Consider the following 19,675-nt stretch of genomic DNA (forward strand, 5'->3'; position numbering starts at 1 on the left):
TAAGTCCTTCATTTATAATTGCTTTGATGAGAAAGGAGGTTTTGATATGGGTGTGAAAAGAGTAGCTTGTATTTGGATACTGATGTTGTTTTTCGGAAATTTAGCTGTTGCTGGGTCTTTTGGTGCTATGCAGGAGATTTCAGAAGGTATAGATTTAGATGTAGCATTGCACGTTCCTACAGATTTTTCTAGCTTTAGTGGAGAGTTAGGTGGGAGTTTTGGTGTATTACCTAATTTTGATTTGACTTTGTGTTTCTCCGAGTTTTCGGTGGAAAATGGAGAGTTTCATTGGCATGGAGCTTGGCTAATGCCAAGGTACGACTTGGGGGAGCTGGCGATTCTTGAGTATAATATCTTGGCACTAAGTCTAGGTTATTACTCAGGGGAGTTTACGAATTTCACATTCGGTTTTGAATACCATACCGAGCTCTCTCTGGTAAAGGAGATATTCTCTATAGAGATTAATATTGCAGTTCCGGTTTTCCCCAAAGTTCTTCTTACTGGTATAGTTGCGCCTGTAGTTTCGTTTGAAAGCTTTACAGGTATACCTGTATCTGCCTACTTTGAAGCTGATCTGGAAACAGATTTAGAAAGCTTCGGTTATCATTTGATAGCGGGAATAGATGTCTACATAGAACCATTTGAGCTAAACGTAGGATATGACTTTTCAGGAGAAATAGTTGGTTTTCTTGGATTTGGTTTTAAGCTCTGATTGGTAGAATAAATTAGTGGAATAAGGGTATTTTTGGTTTAGTATGGAGTTTTTTGTGGGGAGGGGAGGTCTAGGAGTAGTACTTATTTTTTTGTATCTACTGGTTGTGAATTCTGCTGTTGCTACAGAAACGAACACTAATGGTGTAGTTTTGCCTCAAACAGAGTTTTTTGTTGAAGGTGCTACTCCTCCGGTTATAGAAAAGAGGGATATTGTTGTTCCTTCCAGAGAGGATAGGAGGGATCTGTATGAAGCTCCAAGTATAAAGAGCGTGGAACTTTTGGAGAAAGAAGCTAAAAAGGAGCTGTCTGAGGGAATAAGATCAAAGATAATCTCTCTCTTCTCTTATGGAATCAATGACATCTTAAGTTTTTCAATAATAGGACTGAGTCAGATTCCTGTTGACCCTATTAGTCTCAGCACGGTGATAAAGTACAATAGGTTCAAAAGACCTGATGTAGTGTTTTACTACAATGTTCCTACTATTTTGAGAAACACATCTAAGGATACTGACCTTGCAAGTGTTTCTGTAAGTATTTCATCCTCTTACATTTTTTGGAGCACTGTAGTTGAGTTTTTTGAGGAGTTTAGGGGCCTTTGGAACAATCCAACTTACCTGGACGAGAAGAATAGAAACATAAGTTTTGATTCTGAGCTGAGATACAAAATTGATAGAGATTCAAATCTAGATGCCCGTATTGTTTTAGATCATCACTACGATGTGGTAAGGAGAAGAGATTTTCTGTCTTTACACACATCTGTTAATGATCTACTTCTTGCTGTAGGTTACAGGTATGGCCTGGAGAGATTTAATTTCTTTGGTGTGGATTTTGAGATAGGAGCGAAGGTTTTGGAATTTACTGACAGGGAAGAGATTGTAAGCGGTGTGAATGGGAAGGTTTCATTCTCTTTTGCATTTCCGATATATGCAAATACTTGGTTTTTGGGGACTGAGGGAGGTATTATACCTGATACCTTCCTTCCTATGGAGTGGGTTTTGAGGTTAGATTTGGGTTATAAGCCTGGTGAAAATTTTATTGTTTATTTCTCCGTATTCAAGGACTATGAAAAATTTGGTTCAAAGTTCTTAAGCAGGGGATTAAATCTTGTTAATCGTGTTTTGCCGGGAGACTCAGTAATGGGGGTTGAGCTAAGTTCTAAGTTGTTCTTTTGGGGTAATAATTCCTTTAGTCTTTCTGGTGGTTATTCATACTACCTGACTAAGGTATATGATAGGTATGAAGGTGATATCTACTTTGTTGAAGTTACAAATGCTAGCGAAGTGTATTCAAAGGTAGAAGTGGATGTTATTTCTCTTGATTGGTTAAATTTTGAGGGGATATATGTGTTTTCTCTTTTTGTTCCGTTTCTACCTTATACCTCATTACATTCCTTGGAAGCTAATGCTAAGCTGTTGTTAGGTAATTTTAGTTTTTCTTTGGGAATGGTAGGAGAAACTGCTAAAAGAAGTGAATTTGGGCAAGAAGACATAGCTCCTTATCTTGGAGTTTCTGTTGAGTTGGAGTGGGAAGTAGTAAAGAATGTTTCTTTTATTCTCAAGGTTGAGAATGCACTTAATAACCTTATAGTAATGAGGAAGGATAGTATTATTTCGGAACCTTTCTGTGCTTTGGGGTGTGTTAAAGTCAAGCTATGAAGCTAAAGATTGTCTCAATAGTTGGTAAACCAAATACTGGTAAATCTTCACTTTTTAATACTTTTGTTGGTAGGGGCAAAGCAATAGTTTATGACAAACCTGGAACTACTATTGATATAAACCGAGAGATTGTTGAGCTTGATGGGGTAAGGTTTATTCTTCAGGATACGGGTGGATATATGACAGAGAAAAGTGGTTTTTCTGAAATACCGCATAGGCTGACGCTTAGAGTTAAGCATCTTCTTGAAAAAGCAGTGGAAGAGTCCTCGCTGATACTCTTTACGGTTGAGTTTAACAATGTGACATTCCTTGATTATGAGCTTGCTAGCTTGCTTAGAAAGTATTACGATAAGGTAAAGTTGGTTGTAACTAAGGTTGATACGGTACATCAGAGGATTATGGTTTCTGATGATGTATACAAGTTAGGTTTTAAAAACATTTTCTTTGTTTCATCTAAGACTAAATACGGTTTTGATGAGCTGGTTGAGAGTGTGAGAATGTTTATACTTGAGACTAGTGAGGGAATGTTTGAAAGAGACTCTAGGACTGAGGTTAAGGTTGCTATAGTAGGTAGGATAAATGTGGGCAAGTCTACAATTATGAATGAGCTTGTTGGAAATGAGAGAGTGATGGTAGATGACAAGCCTGGGACTACGAGGGATAGTGTTGATGATTTTGTTGAAAAGGATAATGCTTTAGTGAGACTTACGGATACTGCAGGGTTTAGAAGAAGTATTTTCAAGCTGGAACCTATTGAGAAGTTTGGTATTGAGAGGACAGAAAATGCTATAAGGAACGCAGATGTTGTGATTGTGGTTATAGATGGTAAAGAAGGTGTTACAAAACAAGATAAGAAAGTTTTGAGGATAGTAGTTGAGAATTATAAGCCATTTGTGATAGCGGTGAATAAGATGGATCTAGTTGTTGGGAAAGATAAACTTAGTGATAAAGTTGAAATGGGAAGGTATCACTCTGCATTTGTGGACTTTATTTCAAGAACTTTTGAGAATGTTAAAGGTGTACCAGTTATTTTGACTTCTGCCAAGGAGAGATACAATATTGATTTATTGCTTAGTCAAGCTTTTGATGTTTTTAGAAAGTCTATGAAAAGGATCTCAACAGGTGTTGTAAATAGGAAGCTTAGGGAGGTTATCCCTCAGTTTTTCAGCGGTGAAGTATCTACTAAGCTAAGGATATACTACATTACTCAGGTAGAAGTTGGTCCGCCGACATTTGTGGTATTTGTTAATAAAAGAGAACACTTTAAGAAACACTTTGAGAACTTTCTAAAAAGAAAGATAGTGGAAATATTTGACTTTGGTGGGGTTCCTATAAAAATAGAGGTCAGAGAGAAGGTGAGAAGTAAGGTTTAGGGAGGATTTGGCTAAGGCTGATATGTTTGAAAATAGAATTTTCAAAATAAATGATGATAGGTATATATCCTACTTTGAGGTAGGTGAAGGTGAGAATGTTTTATTCTTAATCCATGGATGGCTTTCCTCAAAAGAGAGTTGGATACCGATGATCCAATTTTTGGATAACAAGGAATTTAGGGTGATAGCAGTTGACCTGCTCGGGCATGGGGGTAGTTCTAGATCACTTAGGCTTAAGTTTGATACTAGTGAGAATGTCTCAATTCTTGCGAAGTTTGCTATGTCTCTAGGAGTTAGGAATATCGTTATTGTTGGTCATTCTCTAGGTGGTAAAATCTCATTGTTTTTGGCTAATAGGTTAGCCGGTTTTTCAAAAACTCTGGTTAAGAAAGTTATAATTGTTAACTCAATAGGTTCATACGAGTTTTGGAGATCACTTCCTACTCTTATGAAGGTGATGTTATACAAGCCTATTAGATCCTTAATAGGATTTTTCACGATACCGTTTTTCATAAAGTTCTACTTCAAGGAATTGCTATTTCTTTTCCCTCTGTCTGAGGAGATAAAAGAGAATATTTCAAAGTATTTATCAGAGTATACTTCTTCCCACTTTGAGTCGTTTAGGAATAAGAGGTGTGCATTAAGGATTACTAAGAACCTGTTTGATGTTTTTGTTGAGGATATAGAGAGGAGTGAACTGCCTGAGGTAGATATAGTGTGGACTGCTGAGGATAAGGTTGTGCCATTGCAGGTTCAGTATAAGTTTTCCCAGCTTTTCAAGAAACCGGTATACATACTTTCCGGAGCTGGACATATGAGTCCTGTTGAGATACCTGATAAGTTAGCGAAAACGGTATCTTTACTTTGTAAGACATGAGGGGGGTAGTGATAAACTTGGGTTTTCAAAAGTAAACCCCCCTTTTGTTGTTAAAGACCTAGAGATTTTCTAATTTTGTCTAACTCCTTTTTAGGTAGTGGGTAGAAGCCTACTTCTTCTACAATCTTCTGTCCGTCTTTGGAGAGAATCCAAGAGATGTATTTCTTTACTTCTGGTCTGTTCAAAGTATCTTGAGTGAGGTAGATGAAAAGGTATCTTGATATTGGGTATGTTCCTTTTAATACGTTCTCCATACTTGGTGCAAATGCTTCACTTCCTTTTTTCTTTGAAACATTTAGAGCTTTAGCTCCCTTGAGGTATCCGATACCACCGTAGCCGATACCGTATTTATCTTTTTTCACAGCATTAAGCACTGATGCTGTCCCAGGCATATGTTGAGCGTATACTGAAAATTCCTCGTTATTAAGCACATGTTCTTTAAAGTACATATAGGTTCCAGAGTTATTTTCTCTTGAGTATATCTTTATGGTTTTATTCTCCCATCCAAGTTCAGACCAATTGGATATTTTCCCTGTAAAGATATCCTTCAGAGTCTCCATATCAATTTCTTTCAATGGATTTGCACTATTAACATATATCGTTATGCCGTCAAGAGCGACAGGAATCTCAATTAATTTGCCTCCTTCTTTTTCTATCTGTTCTTTTTCTTTATCCTTGACAGGTCTGGAGGAATTTGCAAGATCTGTTGTTTTGTTGATTAGGGCTGCTATACCGGTTCCGGACCCACCTCCTGTGACTTGAATTGTGATACCCTTGTTGTTCTTCATATATATTTCAGCCCATCTCTGTCCGAGTATAACCATAGTATCCGAGCCTTTTACGGTTATACTCTTTTCTTGAGCTATAGCAGTTGTGGAAAAGGCTACAACTAAAGTAGCTATCAATAGTTTAAAGGCTTTCATATGCATACCTCCTATAAGTTTTATAAAATCCTAAACATTGTGTGTAAATTGAATGTAAAGTGATCAGAATGCGAATGTAAAGTAGCATTGGAAGTTGTTCAAAGGCTTCTTCTTTTGTGGTTTTGTCCTTAAAAGTTTTATTTTAGTGGTGTTTTTGGTTGATAGACTTTTAGGGTTTTTCTCTTGACGCAATAGTGTTGGTTAGGTAAATTATTTAATGCTATTGGAGGTTTAGGATGAATTTAAGCTTATTGGAGAGAGTTAGTGAGTCTGAGTGGGTTTACAGAAAAAGGGGAAACATGAATGCTGATGTAAGATTTTTTTGTTCAAGGCAGATCTTGGAGTCAATGGATGAGGCTGTGCTTAGTCAAGCTACTAATGTAGCGTGTCTTCCGGGAATTGTTGGTGATGTTATTATTTTGCCTGACTCTCACTGGGGGTATGGCTTTCCTATAGGATCGGTTGCGGGATTTGACGAGAGTGGTGTTTTTAGTGTAGGAGGAGTAGGTTTTGACATAAACTGTGGTGTTAGAACTATAAAGACAAACCTTAGGTATGAGAGTCTTACGAGAAGGGATATAGAGGAGTTAGCCAAGAGGCTTTTTGAGAATATACCTGCCGGGCTTGGCAGGGATGGTGAGATAAAACTTCCGAGGAAAGAGGTTGTTAAGGTTCTTACGGAGGGGGTAAAGTGGTGTCTTGAGCATGGTTATGCTGAGGAGGAGGATGTTGAGAATACTGAGGAAAATGGAACAGTTGAAGGTGCTATTCCAGAATATGTCAGTGATGAAGCAATTGAGAGGGAAAAGGGTCAATTAGGAACTCTAGGTTCTGGAAATCACTACTTGGAGGTTCAGGTGGTTGATGAGATATACAATAGAAGAATAGGTGAAATTTTTGGGTTGTTTAGGGGGCAAGTTGTTGTGACTATTCACTGTGGTTCCAGAGGCCTTGGACATCAGATAAATACGGATTTCATAAAGACATTTTCTTCGGCTGTTGAGAAATACAAGATTCCTATCAAGGAGAAGGAATTAGTTTGTGCTCCGATAGATTCAAAAGAGGGGAAAATGTATTTCGGTGCAGCAAAATGTGCGATAAATTATGCCTTTGCTAATAGACAGGTATTGACCTATCTCGTGAGACAGACTTTTAAGAAAATGTTTAAGGATGTATCCATGCCTCTTCTTTATGACATAGGACACAACACTGTAAAGGAAGAAATACATACCACTCCTGATGGTAAGAGTATCAAAGTATACGTTCACAGAAAGGGAAGCACGAGGGGCTTTGGTCCAAGCACGATAGGGATACCTGAAAAATACATTAGTGTAGGACAACCAGTGATAGTTGGTGGATCTATGGGTTCCTCCTCCTATATTCTTGTGGGGACAACAAGTGCTATGCTCAAAACCTTTGGTTCAACTGTGCATGGTGCAGGTAGATCTCTCTCAAGAAATCAGGCTAAAAAGACTTTTCCTTATGAGAAAATTATGAAGCAACTTGAAAGTAAAGGGATAATAGTAATGTCTGCGTCAAAAGCTGGTATTTCAGAAGAAGCTCCCCAGGCTTATAAGGACATTGATGAGGTTGTAGAGTCAGTTAGTTATTCGGGATTGTCAGCAAAGGTAGCAAAGCTAAGACCTATAATAAGTGTGAAGGGTTAGGATTTATCTTCTTCTCTCACAAGAAGAGATGCTACAATCTCTTCTCCTATCTTTTCGGATACTTTTTCTATAGCTTTTTCACTCTTGTATTCGCCAGACTCTATAAATCTTCTGCCTCTCTCAACTGCGGATTCTCTTATCTCAGGAATGTTTTTAATAGTTGATAGTGCTATTTCTTCTGCTTGCTTTTTCTGAAGAATTTGTTTTGCGTCCTCGGAGATTGAAACTTCGTCTTTTCCTATGTTGTTTAGGTTGGTTCTGACTTTCTCGGGTTTATCGGAAGGTTTGCTGGGTTTTATTGGTTCTGGACCACCGATTCCTCTTACAACCATATCTCACCTCTTCGCTATTCTATTATCGGTAATATTATAAACATTGTTAAATTTTCATTCAACAAATCACTCTCCTATACACCTAGACTCTACAATTGCTTTAAGCTCCTTAAAGAGAGTTAAAACTTTTTTCATTCAACTTTCATTCAACATCAAACTACCTTTGTGTCTTTTAAATCCCTCAAAAGGGAGCTAAAACCCGTTCAAATTGAAAAATACTTTGGTATTCACTCCTACCTCATAACTCCAGCTCTTTTTTGAATTATAAATGATCTTAATGTCAAGATGAAGGTATTTTTTCCGGAACCTCTAGTAATGCATTTTTTCGCACTAAAATATGTTGGTAAAGTGATATTAATTTCTGTTTGTAAAGATGAAAGAATTACACTCATATGTTCCGAAAGCCCTTTAGAAAAGAGCTATGATGCTTTTGAGATTTACTAATACATCATTTTATGCCGTTAAAAGTTTGGAAAACCAAGACATTTTGGTATAATTTGCATAGTATGCTTTTAAAGCAGGAAAGAAAAGAGAGTTTCAATGTGGAATCATTTTATAATTACACAGGATTTTCAGATTTTGGATTTATTGGCCTTGTTAATTTTATTGAATATCGCATTTTGTTGATTCAAAATAAACGGTGAAGTAGGAGGGAATTATGAAAAAGGAAAAGATTACTATTTTTCTAGTTGTTTCATTTTTAAGCATTTTGGTTACCTATAGTTGTGTACCACCTTCTGAAGAGAAGCCTTCTGTTGAGGCTAAGGAGAAGGAATATAAACTGCAGATAGCTGTGGTTTCTGCTATAGACGAGACAAACTTAAATGTAGTTCTTAAGTATACCCCACCTGAAGGATTTGAATTCAAGCCTAATATGTTTGTAGTAAGGTCTGATTCTGATACTAACAAGATCTTGAGGGTAAAAGAAGTGAAACATATTAAGAAGAAGGAAATAAGAATCACTCTTGAGGATCCTGTGACTATAGACGAGGTATGGGCCATATCAACAAGTGATGATCTTACTTTCAAGAACAAGAGATTTATTAACTATGAAAAAATGTTGTATAAGTTTTATTCAGACAAGCCTCTAGGACATACTATAGAGGGCAACATGAATGTTTTTAGAGTTTTTGTACCCAGAGCGAAGAAAGTTATTCTCGTTATAGCTGATGATCCTATTGAGATGAAGAATAAAAAGGAATACGAAATGACATGCGATGAGAACTATGTTTGGGAAGCAAAGGTTCCTGGTGTTTTATGGGGCAAATACTATGGTTACAGAGCGGAAGGTCCTAAACACTTTACAGAGGCCTTTGATCCTGACCTAATTGTTTTTGACCCATACTCTAAGGCTGTTGCTGTTGAAAATTCTTACAAACAAAAAGGTATGAGTGTGATAGTTGACACAACTAAATACAATTGGGAGGGAACGACTTGGACTGGGCTTAAGGCAGAAGATGCGATAATATATGAGTCCCATATCAGAGACTTTACTGCTCATCCATCTTCAGGTGTTCCTGAGAATATAAGAGGAACTTACAAAGGTTTCATATATAGAGGTAAGGGAGTGATAGGAGGGATAACTTGGCTTAAAGAGTTAGGAGTGAATGCTGTTGAATTTTTGCCAATACATGAGTCTGGTACATATGAGCCACCATTTGGAGAACAGGTTGAGCATGCTGGTGCGGAGAAGGGAGGTACTGTGGTCAACACTTGGAATGCACATAGTAGGAACCACTGGGGGTATATGACGTCTTGCTTCTTCGCTCCAGAGTCCTATTACTCATCTGGTGACCTAACACCTGGGAAGTATAGTGGACTTGGTGGAAAACAGGTTGATGAGTTTAAAGATGTTGTTAAGGAACTGCACAAAGAAAAGATTGCTGTTTTGCTTGATGTTGTGTATAACCATGTCTCTCAGTATGACTACAATCCTCTAAAAAGACTTGGTAAGAAATACTACTTCTTCTTGAACGACTTTCACGGATACGATGCGAGAAGTGGCTGTGGAAACGATGTTGATACAGCTAAGCCAATGGCTAGCAGGTTAGTCGTTGACAGCGTAAAGTACTGGGTAATAGATTACAAAATAGATGGGTTTAGGTTTGACCTTGCTACCATAATTGATTGGAAGACTCACGAGAAGGTAATTAAGGAGACGAAAAAGATAAATCCTGATATAATTCTTGTAGCTGAGCCTTGGGGAGGTGGTAGAGGTGAACCTAGAGATGGAGGTGGATATACTTTGATCGGATTCTCAAAGAGGGGAATGGGTGCTTGGAATGATAGAATAAGAAACTTCATAAGAGGAAGTGCTTCCGCTTCTTCCAGTCCTCAAGCAGGGATTATTTTTGGCAAAGGTAGTAATGACGAAATGAAAAAGTTTGTGCTAGGATTTTTGACAAATGTAGGTGGCGATTTCTGCGAGAAAGGACATAACATAAACTATGCTGAGTCTCATGATAACGAAACTCTCGGAGATTTCATAAGAATAGGAAACGGTGACTACAAACCACATCAAGTTGTTAACAACAGAACTGAGTTTGTAAAACTTACACCTAAACAGCTAGCCCAGAATAAACTTGCTGGATTGTTCCTATTCTCAGTGCAGGGAGGAATAATGATACACCAAGGACAAGAGTTTGCTAGGTCTAAGGTTGTTGATCCTAAAAGTATTTGGCTTAAGGATTTTAAGCAAGATGAGAAGGGTAATTGGTTTAAGGAAGTAGCTTTACCCGGTGGAAAGACAAAGAAGGTTATGTGGCCTGGTGGTAAGGCAAAACCCAATACAGTGGATCATGATAGTTACGAAAAAGATGATGAGACTAACTGGATAAATTACGACGAAGCACTAAAACTAGAGCCTAACAGAGAACTGCTAGAATACTACAAAGGCTTGATAGCAATAAGGAAAAAGTTTGATCCCTTCAGAAAGGCAGATATTAAAGCAATAAAATTTATAAATGCTAAAGAGAAGATATCTCCAACTCTTGGTTGGGTGCTACCAGGTGACACAACAACTGGGGGAAAGGAGATAGTAGTTCTAGTTAACGCAAATCAAGTAAGTTCTGCAACTTTTACTCTTCCAGAAGGAGAGTGGCAGATACTCGCAGATAACAAAGTTGCAACGACAAAACCTTTTGGCTCAGTTTCTGGTGATGTTGTGCTTCAACCAATAAGTGGAATGATACTGATAAAAAAGTAGAGAATTTGCACCTTGAGACTTCACTTACGGGGGAGTGAAACTCCTCCGTTATTTCTGTATTCAAGGGGTTTCCACTAAAGATGCTCCGGAATAATAAATTCCAATTTCCATTAGATGAGTAGATAAGATTCAACTTTTTGTTTACCCACCTCCTTTGTTTCTAGACAGTGTTTATCAGTTGCAAATTCACTTCATACCAAGCCTCCTATTAGGAAGGGTGTTTACACAGTCCTGATAGGGATGAAAAGAGTAAAAGAAAAACTGTGCCTAATTGCTAAATTTTGGAGTTTATTGGTTCCAGAATTATTGAAAAGGATATTGCTAACAACAGCTTCTAGTCAATGTATAGAGTGTAAACTAAACAAGAGTAAGACTGGTTTTAATCCCTAGGTGTAGGTTTGGCTACTTCCTACTTAGTGAAAAGGGAATAGAAAAAGTTTGACTGATCTTCATATCCGTTTTTGAAATTATGTTTTTTTATGTTGTTTACGAAGGTTTCATACATCTCCCTGTTTCTTAGAAGTTCTATAGTTTTTGATATAACTTTTTTTGGATTCTCTATGTGTAGTCCTAGTTTCTCTCTTTCAACGAATTTTACAGTTCCTGTTTCTTGTCCCCATATATAGCTTGATATTATGATTGGTTTTTCTAGAACTAGTGCTTCCATAGTTCCTGATGCTCCAGCTTTGGTGATTATAACATCAGCGATGTTTTGTAACTCATACATGAAGTCTATAAAACCGAATACCTTGACATTGTAATTGTATTTATTGTGTTCATTTACTATTTTCCTTACTCTCTCCTCCATATCTTTATCTCTTCCGCAGACTACTGCAAGGTCTATTCCTTTAGCGTTTTGGTTGAGTAGAAAATGTCTTACGACACTATCAGCATTTCTTAGTGCTACACCGCCACTTGCTATAAGCACTAGGTTGTTTTCAGGGTTAAACCCTAGTTTACTCTTGATCTGCCTTAACTCCTCAGGAGGTAGTTTCTTTGAGTATTTTGGGTTGAGGATCATGGGAAGTTTTACCAAATTCTCGGGAGGGACCTTGTATCTTTTTACAGCAATGTTGTATAAGTAGTCCGTATATACTATCATCTTGAGATCACGGTAATGAAACCAAGCGGGATGAGGAGTGAAAGGATCTAACACCATCACATATATTGGTATGTTTTTACCAGAATCTTTCACAGCTTGTCTTATTACACCGTTAAGTAGAGGATGAAAACTTACTATAAGATCTGGGTTATACTCCTCCAGAGCCTTTCTAAACCTTTTAATGGTTCTCATTTTTATTAAGTTTTGTTCAATACTCATTACGGGGCGTAAGATGCTTATATAGTATACGGTTATATACGCTAGCAAGGCTTTAGCGGAGACTACTGTATATCCGCTTTCTATTAGAGATTTGAGAATTTTATTCTCTTCGCCGAAGCCTTCAAATAGAATGCACTCAAATGTGTCAGGGTATACTGTTTCTAATGCTTCCTTAAGAGCTTTAGCAGGTCCCAAATGTCCTCCACCAGTAAGTAGGTAGGGCATCAACACTTTCTTTTTGCTCATAGTTGACTCCTTTTTGAGGTTTATTATAACTAATATTTTGAAGATTTCTCAATTTTTAGGGATATCTGGTAGTCAATAAGGTTTAAAATTCACAGCTAGGTGTGGTTTTTCCTTCTTTCTCTTGCAGTTTCCTGTCGGGGACTAGGTAAGTTTTCTTCCTAGTAAGCATCTAAGAAGCTTGGTGTGAAGTTAAGTTTCATAACTGACGAACGCTATCTAGAACCGAAAGAAGTAAGCAGAAGTTTGGAATCCTGATTGTTCACTTGGTAGAAATTGGAATTTGTTGGATAGCATTCCTGTGTTTTTGAAAATGGAGTTTTGGAAAGTTTACAATATATTTGACATTTTTCTTGCTGTAGGGAGGTTTAGATATGAAGGTAAGAAGGTTTTTCTCTAAGCTTATGTTGAATTGGTTTGTCCTGAATTTAGTTCTTACTGGTTTTTTAGTTGGTGTCATTTTTTCGTTTGGTGTTTTAGGAGGCAGTTGTAGTTATACTAAGGATAGAGGGAATGTTTCTTTTGCTAGTAGTAGTGGTGTTGATCTTTCCAAGCTTCCAGAGGAGTATAGATATGCTTATTCAGTTCAGAGAGTGTTGAATGATGTTGCTGAGAAGGTGTCTCCTGCTGTTGTAAACATAAAGAGTGAGAGCGTTGTGGAGTATACCTATAGGGATCCGTTCTATGAGTTTTTCCGAGATGATGAGTTTCTGAGGAAGTTTTTTGATGTTCCTGATTTTTTCAAAGAGAGAAAGTATAAGCGCACTATACCAAGTTTAGGTTCAGGGTTTATTATATCTAGGGATGGCTATATACTTAGCAACCTTCACGTTGTAAGACCTGGAGGCAAAATGGCAAAGGATATAATCGTTACAGTTCTTAAGTCTGGTAAAGAATATAAGGCCAAGGTTGTGGGATATGATGAAGCGACAGATATAGCAGTTCTAAAGATTGAGCCAAAGGAGGAGTTACCTGTAGTGACCCTGGGGGATTCTGATAAGGTTAGGGTGGGAGATTTTGCTATTGCGATAGGTAACCCATTTGGGCTTAATGGAACCTTTACATTTGGAACTATAAGTGCAGTGAACAGGGATATACAAGGTATTGTTTTCTCAAAGTATATTCAGACTGATGCTCCGATAAATCCTGGGAACAGTGGTGGACCTCTTGTTAATCTTTTTGGTGAGGTTATTGGAATAAATACATTCATAGTTTCTACAAGTCAGATGGGAACTGGGGGTAATATTGGTATTGGTTTTGCTATACCTATAAATACTGCTAAGAAGGTGGTGAAACAGTTGGTTGAGAAAGGTAGGGTGGAGAGAGGGTATTTGGGAGTTACGGTGCTGAATCTTGATAGTGAAACTAGAAAGCAGATGGGATTACCAGAAGATTTAGGTGTGTTGGTTAGTATGGTTGAGCCGAATAGTCCTGCAGACAAGGCAGGTATAAAACAAGGAGATGTTATAACTGAGGTTGATGGAGAAAGAATTACTTCTAGTGATGCTTTGGTTAACAAGATAGCGTCAAAGTCTCCTGGTGAAGTGGCGAAAGTTAGGGTTTTTAGAGATAATAAATACCTAGAGTTTAGTATTAAGGTTGGTTTGAGACCTTCTGAAGAGGAACTTGCGAAGAAGTTTGAGAGTGGTGAGGAAGGTTATCGTGGGAATCAGTATGAGTATAGGGGGGTAGTAGTTGTTAGCAATCCGAATGGTAATGGAGTAGTCGTTGTGACAGTGAAGGAGGATAGTGTTTTTAGTGGAATCTTACAGAAGGGAGATATAATTGTGGAGATTAACGGTAAGAGGATATATACACTTTCTGATTTCCAAGATTTTGCTAAAGCTAATAAAGATGCTAAGAAGTTTTTAGTGAAGTTCTATAGAGACAATATGCTGATGATAAGAGGGTTTTCAGTAAAGTAGTAGAACGGAGGTAGAAGTAAATGGAGAACATAAAACCGCTTAGTTTTGAGATGCCTATAGTTGAGATGGAGAAAAAGATAGAAGAGATGAAACAAGTTCTTGGGCTGAATGATGATTCACCCGAGATAAGGAATTTACACAAGCAGTTGGAGGATATAAAGAATAAGATTTACTCTAACCTTTCTGAGTGGCAGATTGTTGAGATTTCTAGGCATCCGAATAGGCCAACTTTTGTTGACTACCTTAGTGCAATATTTACTGATTTTATAGAGCTTGCTGGAGATAGATATTTTGGCGATGATAAGGCGATAATTGCTGGGTTTGGCAAGCTTGATAACATTTCTGTTTGTATAGTTGGTCAGGAGAAAGGCAAGTCAGTTGAAGAGAAGATAAGGAGAAATTTCGGTATGCCTCATCCTGAGGGTTATAGGAAGGCCATCAGGGTTATGAAGCTTGCTGAGAGGTTTAGAATACCAGTGATAACCTTTATAGACACTGCTGGTGCTTACCCTGGTGTTGGAGCGGAAGAAAGAGGACAAGGAGAAGCTATTGCTAGAAACCTTATGGAGATATCTGGGCTTAAAACCCCTATAATATCGGTGGTCATAGGAGAGGGAGGAAGTGGTGGAGCTTTAGCTATTGGTGTTGCGGATAGAATCTATATGCTTGAGTATGCTACATATTCCGTAATATCTCCCGAAGGGTGTGCTTCTATCCTCTGGAAGGATGCATCTAAGGCGCCTGAGGCTGCAAAAGCGTTAAAACTCACCGCAAGATGGTGCAAAGAGTTTGGTGTAGTGGATAAGATAATAAAAGAACCGTTAGGGGGTGCTCATAGAAATCCTGATTTAGTTTTTAGTAATTTGAAAGCAGAGCTAATAAAGGATATTGGGTATCTGCTCAAACTTTCAAATGAACAGCTTTTGAAAATGAGATATGCGAAGTTTAGGAACATTGGAGCTTATGAGGTAAAGTGAAATGATAAGGTATTTTACCTCGGGCGAGTCTCACGGTAAAGGGATATCTGCTGTGGTCTATGGTTTTCCGTCAAATATACCTGTTGACTTGGATTACATAAATTCTTGTCTTTCAAGAAGGCAGAGAGGTTATGGTCGTGGTGATAGAATGAAAATAGAAAAGGATGTTGTTGAGATCTTAGGTGGAGTAAGGGGTGGTAAAACCCTGGGTGTGCCAATATCAATGGTTGTCTGGAATAGAGATTGGGAAAATTGGAAAGACAGAAGTTTACCTAGAGTAACAAAACCTCGTCCAGGACATGCAGATTTGGTTGGAGTTTTGAAATATGGTTTTGACGATATAAGGGATGTCTTGGAAAGAGCAAGTGCAAGGGAGACAGTTGTTAGAGTTGCAGTAGGTGCATTAGCAAAGTATACTTTGGAGAAGTTTTTTGATGTTTTGATATTCTCACATGTTGTGTTATTTGGTGGTGTGAAGATTGACCTAAAGGGGCTTACCTATAGACAAATAATGGAAAACTCATTGTCTTCAGATGTTGGGATTGGTAACCCTAGATTTGAAAAAGATGTGAAAGAGTGTGTTGACAAAGCTAAAGAGGGGGGAGATACTCTGGGGGGAGTAGTGGAGGTAGTTGTTTTAAATCCTCCTGTTGGTTTGGGAAGTTATGCTCATTGGGAGGACAAAATTGATGCTAGGATAGCTTATGCAGTTATGAGCATACAAGCGGTAAAGGGAGTTGAATTTGGGATAGGTTTTAAAGCTGGGGAAATCAGAGGAAGTGAGATGCATGATGAGATATTCTGGGATGGTCAGAGATTCTTTAGAAAGACAAACAATGCTGGTGGAGTTGAGGGAGGAGTGACAAATGGTGAACCTATAATACTAAGGTGTGTTATGAAACCAATTTCTACGCTAGTAAGACCCAAAAGATCGGTTGATATAGTTACTAAGGAAGAACTCCTAGCTCATGTTGAGAGATCTGATGTTTCTGCAGTTCCATCATTGGGTGTCATTGTTGAATCTGTAGTTGCTATTGAGCTTCTAAGTGCACTGCTAAAAAGATACGGAGGTGATGATATCAATCTTATCAAAAGATGCTTTGAACTGGATGATATACAGAAAAATAGAACGGGAATGACAGTTATTGATAGAGTCTACTTAGAGTAGAGGTTGTCAATTATTTTAAGCAAACCTTATTATCTATTTAGCTCACTAGTTTCCTATGAAGTCTAAGATTTACAGTTGGGTGCAGTTTCTTCTCCTTATTTTCCTCGCAGTCCCTGGCGGGACTGATGAACTTCTCTTTTGGCAAGCACCTAGCCTAGTATGAAATGAGGTTTTGTTACCGAAGAACACTGCCTAGAACCAAAGGGGATAAATAGAAGTGAGCAAAAATTTTAGAATCTTGTTTACTCTCCTAATGAAAATTGGAATTTATTGCTAACTTTCTGACTATGCTTTTAAAACATTCACCTCTGTGTTCATAGTTTTTGAACATGTCAAAGCTTGCATAAGCTGGTGAGAATAGGACGATATCTCCTTTATCAGCAATTTCTCTTGCTTTTGTTACTGCGTCTTCTAGATTTTCTGCTTTGTAGAATTTGTTGTATCCTTGGGTTTTGAGTTTTTCAACTATAAGTTCTCTAGTGCTTCCGATTGCGATAACATACTTAACTTTTTTCTTTATTATGGGAACAGCTTCGTCAAAGTCCATTCCCTTGTCAAGTCCTCCTACGATCAGGACTATTGGGTTATCTAGACTTCTTATTGCACTAACCATTGCGTTTATAGTTGTGGACTTAGAGTCGTTTATGTATTTTGCTCCATCTATTTCTGTAACAAATTCCATCCTGTGTGGTAATGGTTCAAAAGAGTAAATGCTTTCCTCAATTATCTCTTTGGGTAGTTCCATTTCCATTCCTATTGCAACTGCTATCATGATATTCTCAATATTGTGTTTGCCTATCAGTTTAACTCTAGTTGTATTGATAACTTTTTCTTCTTCAAACCATATATAGCCGTCTCTGAGGTATACCTCTTTGCTACTTAGTTTTCCGTTTCTACCTTCATAGGCCGAGAAAAAGATTTTTCTGCACCTTAGGTTATTTACTTGCGGTAAGTTCAGAAGGGATTTGTTTAGAACGCTTATTTCTTTCTCCTCAGAGTTCTTGAACAAGGAAAACTTTGACGCAATGTAATCTTCAAACGAGGGGTATCTATCAAGGTGATCTTTTGCAATGTTAGTTATAGCTCCTATTTTTGGGGTGAACTCTCTTGTGGTATCTATTTGAAAACTACTTATCTCTAGAACGAGAGTTTCAATATCCTCTTCAAAGAGTGAGAATATTGGTATGCCTACATTACCGCCAATGAATGTTTTAGGGAGGTAGGAACTTAGGACTTTGTGTGTTATATTGGTTGTTGTTGTTTTACCGTCCGTTCCTGTTATAGCGATGTATCTGATATTGGGTTTTAGCCTGTAAAAAAGTTCAATATCTCCTATGACTTCAATGTCTTTTTCCAAAGCTTTAGCTATAATTGGATTAGTCAGAGGCACACCTGGGCTTGAGATAATCATCTCTACATTATCAAGCTCTGCATCCTCTGTGCCTAGTAGGTCAATGACTTCTCCTTTTGCTTTTTCTTTGACCTTGGATAGAAGTTCTTCTTTTTCGGGGTCTCTGACTTTGTCGGAGATTAAAACGTTGCAACCCTTTTCGGCTAGGAACTTGGCAGTATGAAAGCCTGTTCTATGAGTGAATCCTAATACTAAGAAGTTCTTTTTACCTAGTATCATATTTCTACTCCTTGTTTATTCAATATGCACTCTTGGGTCCATAGCATCCCTTAAGGCTTCTCCTAGTAGGTTTAGTCCAACCACGGTTATGAATATAGCGATACCTGGGAAGACTGCCAGCCACCATGCATAACTTATATATTGGTTTCCGAGGAGGAGAATATTACCCCAGCTTGGGGTAGGAGGTTGGACTCCGAGTCCTAGGAAGCTTAAGGATGATTCAACAAGAACTGCTCCTGCTATACCAAAGACTAAGGAGACAATAGCGGGATTTATAGCGTTGGGTAGGAGGTGTCTTGTCAGTATGTATATATTACTTGTTCCTGTTATTTTAGAGATTTTAACAAAGTCCATATTTGAGACTCTTAGGGTTTCTCCTCTTACAAGCCTAGCTACTCCTGTCCAGCCAGTGAGTCCTATTACGAACATTATGTTATAGATGTTGGGGGGTAGGAAGGCTAAGATAGTGAGGATAAGAAAGAGAGTTGGAAAGGTCATGAAAACCTCTATTACCCTCATGATGATAGCGTCAACTATTCCTTTGAAGTATCCTGCTAGAAGTCCTAGGGTAGTGCCTATGATGAATGCTGTTCCCATTGCTACGATTCCTACGGATATTGAGACTTGAGTCCCGTATATTATTCTTGCGAGAACATCTCTTCCTAGGTCATCAGTTCCGAGAAGATGTTCTTTAGAGGGTGGTAGGAGTTTTTTTTCAAGGTTTATTGTGTATGGGTTGTGTGGAATAGGTGGCATTATTTTGAAACTACTTTTTGACCAATCTACCTCTTCGGCGTATTTGGAGGGTAGAAGCACTGGAAAGAATACTCTCCCGTCAAGTATGCAGAATATGGGTTTATTGTTGGCGACAAACGGTGAGAATATGACGGTAAAGAGAAGGAGAAAAACGATAGAAAGCCCAATGATACCTAGCTTATTTGAGAAGAAGCGGTTTTTGACAAACTCTAGGTAAGTCATTTTGTGGATAGAACCTTAAGTATTTGGGCGGTAGAGGATTTGAACCTCTGACCTCTTGCTTGTAAGGCAAGCGCTCTAACCACTGAGCTAACCGCCCGTTGTTTTACTAACTTTTGCTTTTTCTATTCTTGCCTTGGCGTAGTTCATCAAACCGCCGTGTCTAAATATCTCAAAGAGTATTTTTGGGAAAGGTTTTATCTTGAACTCTTTGTCTTTGGTAATGTTTCTCACAATACCTTTTTCTAGGTCAATTTCAATTATGTCTCCAGTGTCTGTGTTGTCAACAGCTTCGGGTGCCTCAACAATGGGTAGTGCTCTGTTTATTGAGTTTCTGAAGAATATCCTTGCAAACGATTTAGCGACAACTGCACTTACTCCAGCGGATTTTATTGATATGACTGCATGCTCTCTTGAGGAACCTGAGCCAAAGTTTTTCCCTGCAACGAGAATGTCTCCTTTTTGGACTTTACTTGCAAACGTTGGATCTTCGTCCTCAAGACAGTGTTTTGCTAGTTCTTTTGGATCTGTTGTGTTCAAATACCTTGCAGGGATTATCTTGTCAGTGTCTATATCATCGCCGTATTTCCAGACCTTGCCCTTTATGATCATATTTATGATTAATTCTGTATGATGCTCTTGAATTTACTCAAGTTTGCTAAATTTTCATTTTAGGTGTTTGTGTTTTAC

The 19,675-nt window shown here is 38.1% G+C and carries 15 protein-coding genes and 1 tRNA gene; 9 read left to right on the forward strand and 7 right to left on the reverse strand.

Annotation, left to right across the window (positions count from 1 at the left end; translation table 11 throughout):
- The first annotated feature begins 46 nt into the window (after positions 1-46).
- The 4 genes from ABDH28_01110 to ABDH28_01125 are packed head-to-tail and all read left to right on the forward strand — an operon-like array spanning position 47 to position 4,619.
- Complete coding sequence (locus tag ABDH28_01110; protein ID MEN2997630.1) at positions 47-712, forward strand: hypothetical protein; 666 nt, start codon at positions 47-49, stop codon at positions 710-712.
- 55 nt (positions 713-767) lie between these two features.
- Entirely contained in the window at positions 768-2,369 is a 1,602-nt protein-coding gene (locus ABDH28_01115) for a hypothetical protein (GenBank protein ID MEN2997631.1), read from the forward strand.
- On the forward strand, positions 2,366-3,742 hold the full coding sequence (gene der, locus ABDH28_01120; protein MEN2997632.1) for a ribosome biogenesis GTPase Der: 1,377 nt from the start codon (positions 2,366-2,368) through the stop codon (positions 3,740-3,742). Before ABDH28_01115 ends, der begins: the two co-directional genes overlap by 4 nt.
- A gap of 7 nt (positions 3,743-3,749) precedes the next feature.
- Positions 3,750-4,619, forward strand: coding sequence for an alpha/beta hydrolase (locus tag ABDH28_01125; protein ID MEN2997633.1), 870 nt, complete (start codon positions 3,750-3,752; stop codon positions 4,617-4,619).
- Between the two features lie 50 nt (positions 4,620-4,669).
- Here ABDH28_01125 and ABDH28_01130 read toward each other — a convergent pair whose 3' ends face one another.
- Positions 4,670-5,542 carry a PstS family phosphate ABC transporter substrate-binding protein gene (locus ABDH28_01130; GenBank protein ID MEN2997634.1) on the reverse strand — a complete coding sequence of 291 codons (873 nt, stop codon included), beginning with the start codon at positions 5,540-5,542 and terminating at the stop codon, positions 4,670-4,672.
- A 236-nt stretch (positions 5,543-5,778) separates the two neighbouring features.
- On the opposite strand from ABDH28_01130, the gene ABDH28_01135 reads away from it, so the two are divergent.
- On the forward strand, positions 5,779-7,209 hold the full coding sequence (locus tag ABDH28_01135; protein ID MEN2997635.1) for an RtcB family protein: 1,431 nt from the start codon (positions 5,779-5,781) through the stop codon (positions 7,207-7,209).
- Here the strand turns inward: ABDH28_01135 and ABDH28_01140 are convergent.
- Positions 7,206-7,541 carry a flagellar biosynthesis anti-sigma factor FlgM gene (locus ABDH28_01140; protein MEN2997636.1) on the reverse strand — a complete coding sequence of 112 codons (336 nt, stop codon included), beginning with the start codon at positions 7,539-7,541 and terminating at the stop codon, positions 7,206-7,208. The genes ABDH28_01135 and ABDH28_01140 overlap by 4 nt on opposite strands.
- 658 nt (positions 7,542-8,199) lie before the next feature.
- On the opposite strand from ABDH28_01140, the gene ABDH28_01145 reads away from it, so the two are divergent.
- Positions 8,200-10,746, forward strand: a complete 2,547-nt coding sequence (locus ABDH28_01145) for a pullulanase (GenBank protein MEN2997637.1) — start codon at positions 8,200-8,202, stop codon at positions 10,744-10,746.
- Positions 10,747-11,155: 409 nt separating this feature from the next.
- Here ABDH28_01145 and ABDH28_01150 read toward each other — a convergent pair whose 3' ends face one another.
- Positions 11,156-12,313 carry a glycosyltransferase gene (locus tag ABDH28_01150; protein ID MEN2997638.1) on the reverse strand — a complete coding sequence of 386 codons (1,158 nt, stop codon included), beginning with the start codon at positions 12,311-12,313 and terminating at the stop codon, positions 11,156-11,158.
- Between the two features lie 371 nt (positions 12,314-12,684).
- On the opposite strand from ABDH28_01150, the gene ABDH28_01155 reads away from it, so the two are divergent.
- Genes ABDH28_01155 through aroC form a run of 3 tightly spaced genes read left to right on the forward strand, consistent with a single transcriptional unit; the run spans position 12,685 to position 16,380 of the window.
- Entirely contained in the window at positions 12,685-14,235 is a 1,551-nt protein-coding gene (locus tag ABDH28_01155; protein MEN2997639.1) for a Do family serine endopeptidase, read from the forward strand.
- A 20-nt stretch (positions 14,236-14,255) separates the two neighbouring features.
- Positions 14,256-15,212, forward strand: a complete 957-nt coding sequence (locus ABDH28_01160) for an acetyl-CoA carboxylase carboxyltransferase subunit alpha (protein ID MEN2997640.1) — start codon at positions 14,256-14,258, stop codon at positions 15,210-15,212.
- Between the two features lies 1 nt (position 15,213).
- Complete coding sequence (gene aroC, locus ABDH28_01165; GenBank protein MEN2997641.1) at positions 15,214-16,380, forward strand: chorismate synthase; 1,167 nt, start codon at positions 15,214-15,216, stop codon at positions 16,378-16,380.
- A gap of 250 nt (positions 16,381-16,630) precedes the next feature.
- Here the strand turns inward: aroC and murD are convergent, their stop codons facing one another.
- From murD to leuD, 4 genes are all read right to left on the reverse strand, one after another.
- Positions 16,631-18,010 (reverse strand): UDP-N-acetylmuramoyl-L-alanine--D-glutamate ligase, encoded by a 1,380-nt coding sequence (gene murD, locus ABDH28_01170; GenBank protein ID MEN2997642.1) that lies wholly within the window; start codon positions 18,008-18,010, stop codon positions 16,631-16,633.
- A 15-nt stretch (positions 18,011-18,025) separates the two neighbouring features.
- Complete coding sequence (locus ABDH28_01175) at positions 18,026-18,988, reverse strand: ABC transporter permease (protein ID MEN2997643.1); 963 nt, start codon at positions 18,986-18,988, stop codon at positions 18,026-18,028.
- 24 nt (positions 18,989-19,012) lie between these two features.
- Positions 19,013-19,085, reverse strand: a tRNA-Val gene (locus tag ABDH28_01180).
- Positions 19,076-19,597 (reverse strand): 3-isopropylmalate dehydratase small subunit, encoded by a 522-nt coding sequence (gene leuD / locus ABDH28_01185; protein ID MEN2997644.1) that lies wholly within the window; start codon positions 19,595-19,597, stop codon positions 19,076-19,078. The genes ABDH28_01180 and leuD overlap by 10 nt, the downstream gene beginning before the upstream one ends.
- Positions 19,598-19,675: the final 78 nt, after the last annotated feature.

The sequence above is a fragment of the Brevinematia bacterium genome (assembly GCA_039630355.1).
Classification (GTDB): Bacteria; Spirochaetota; Brevinematia; order DTOW01; family DTOW01; genus SKYB106.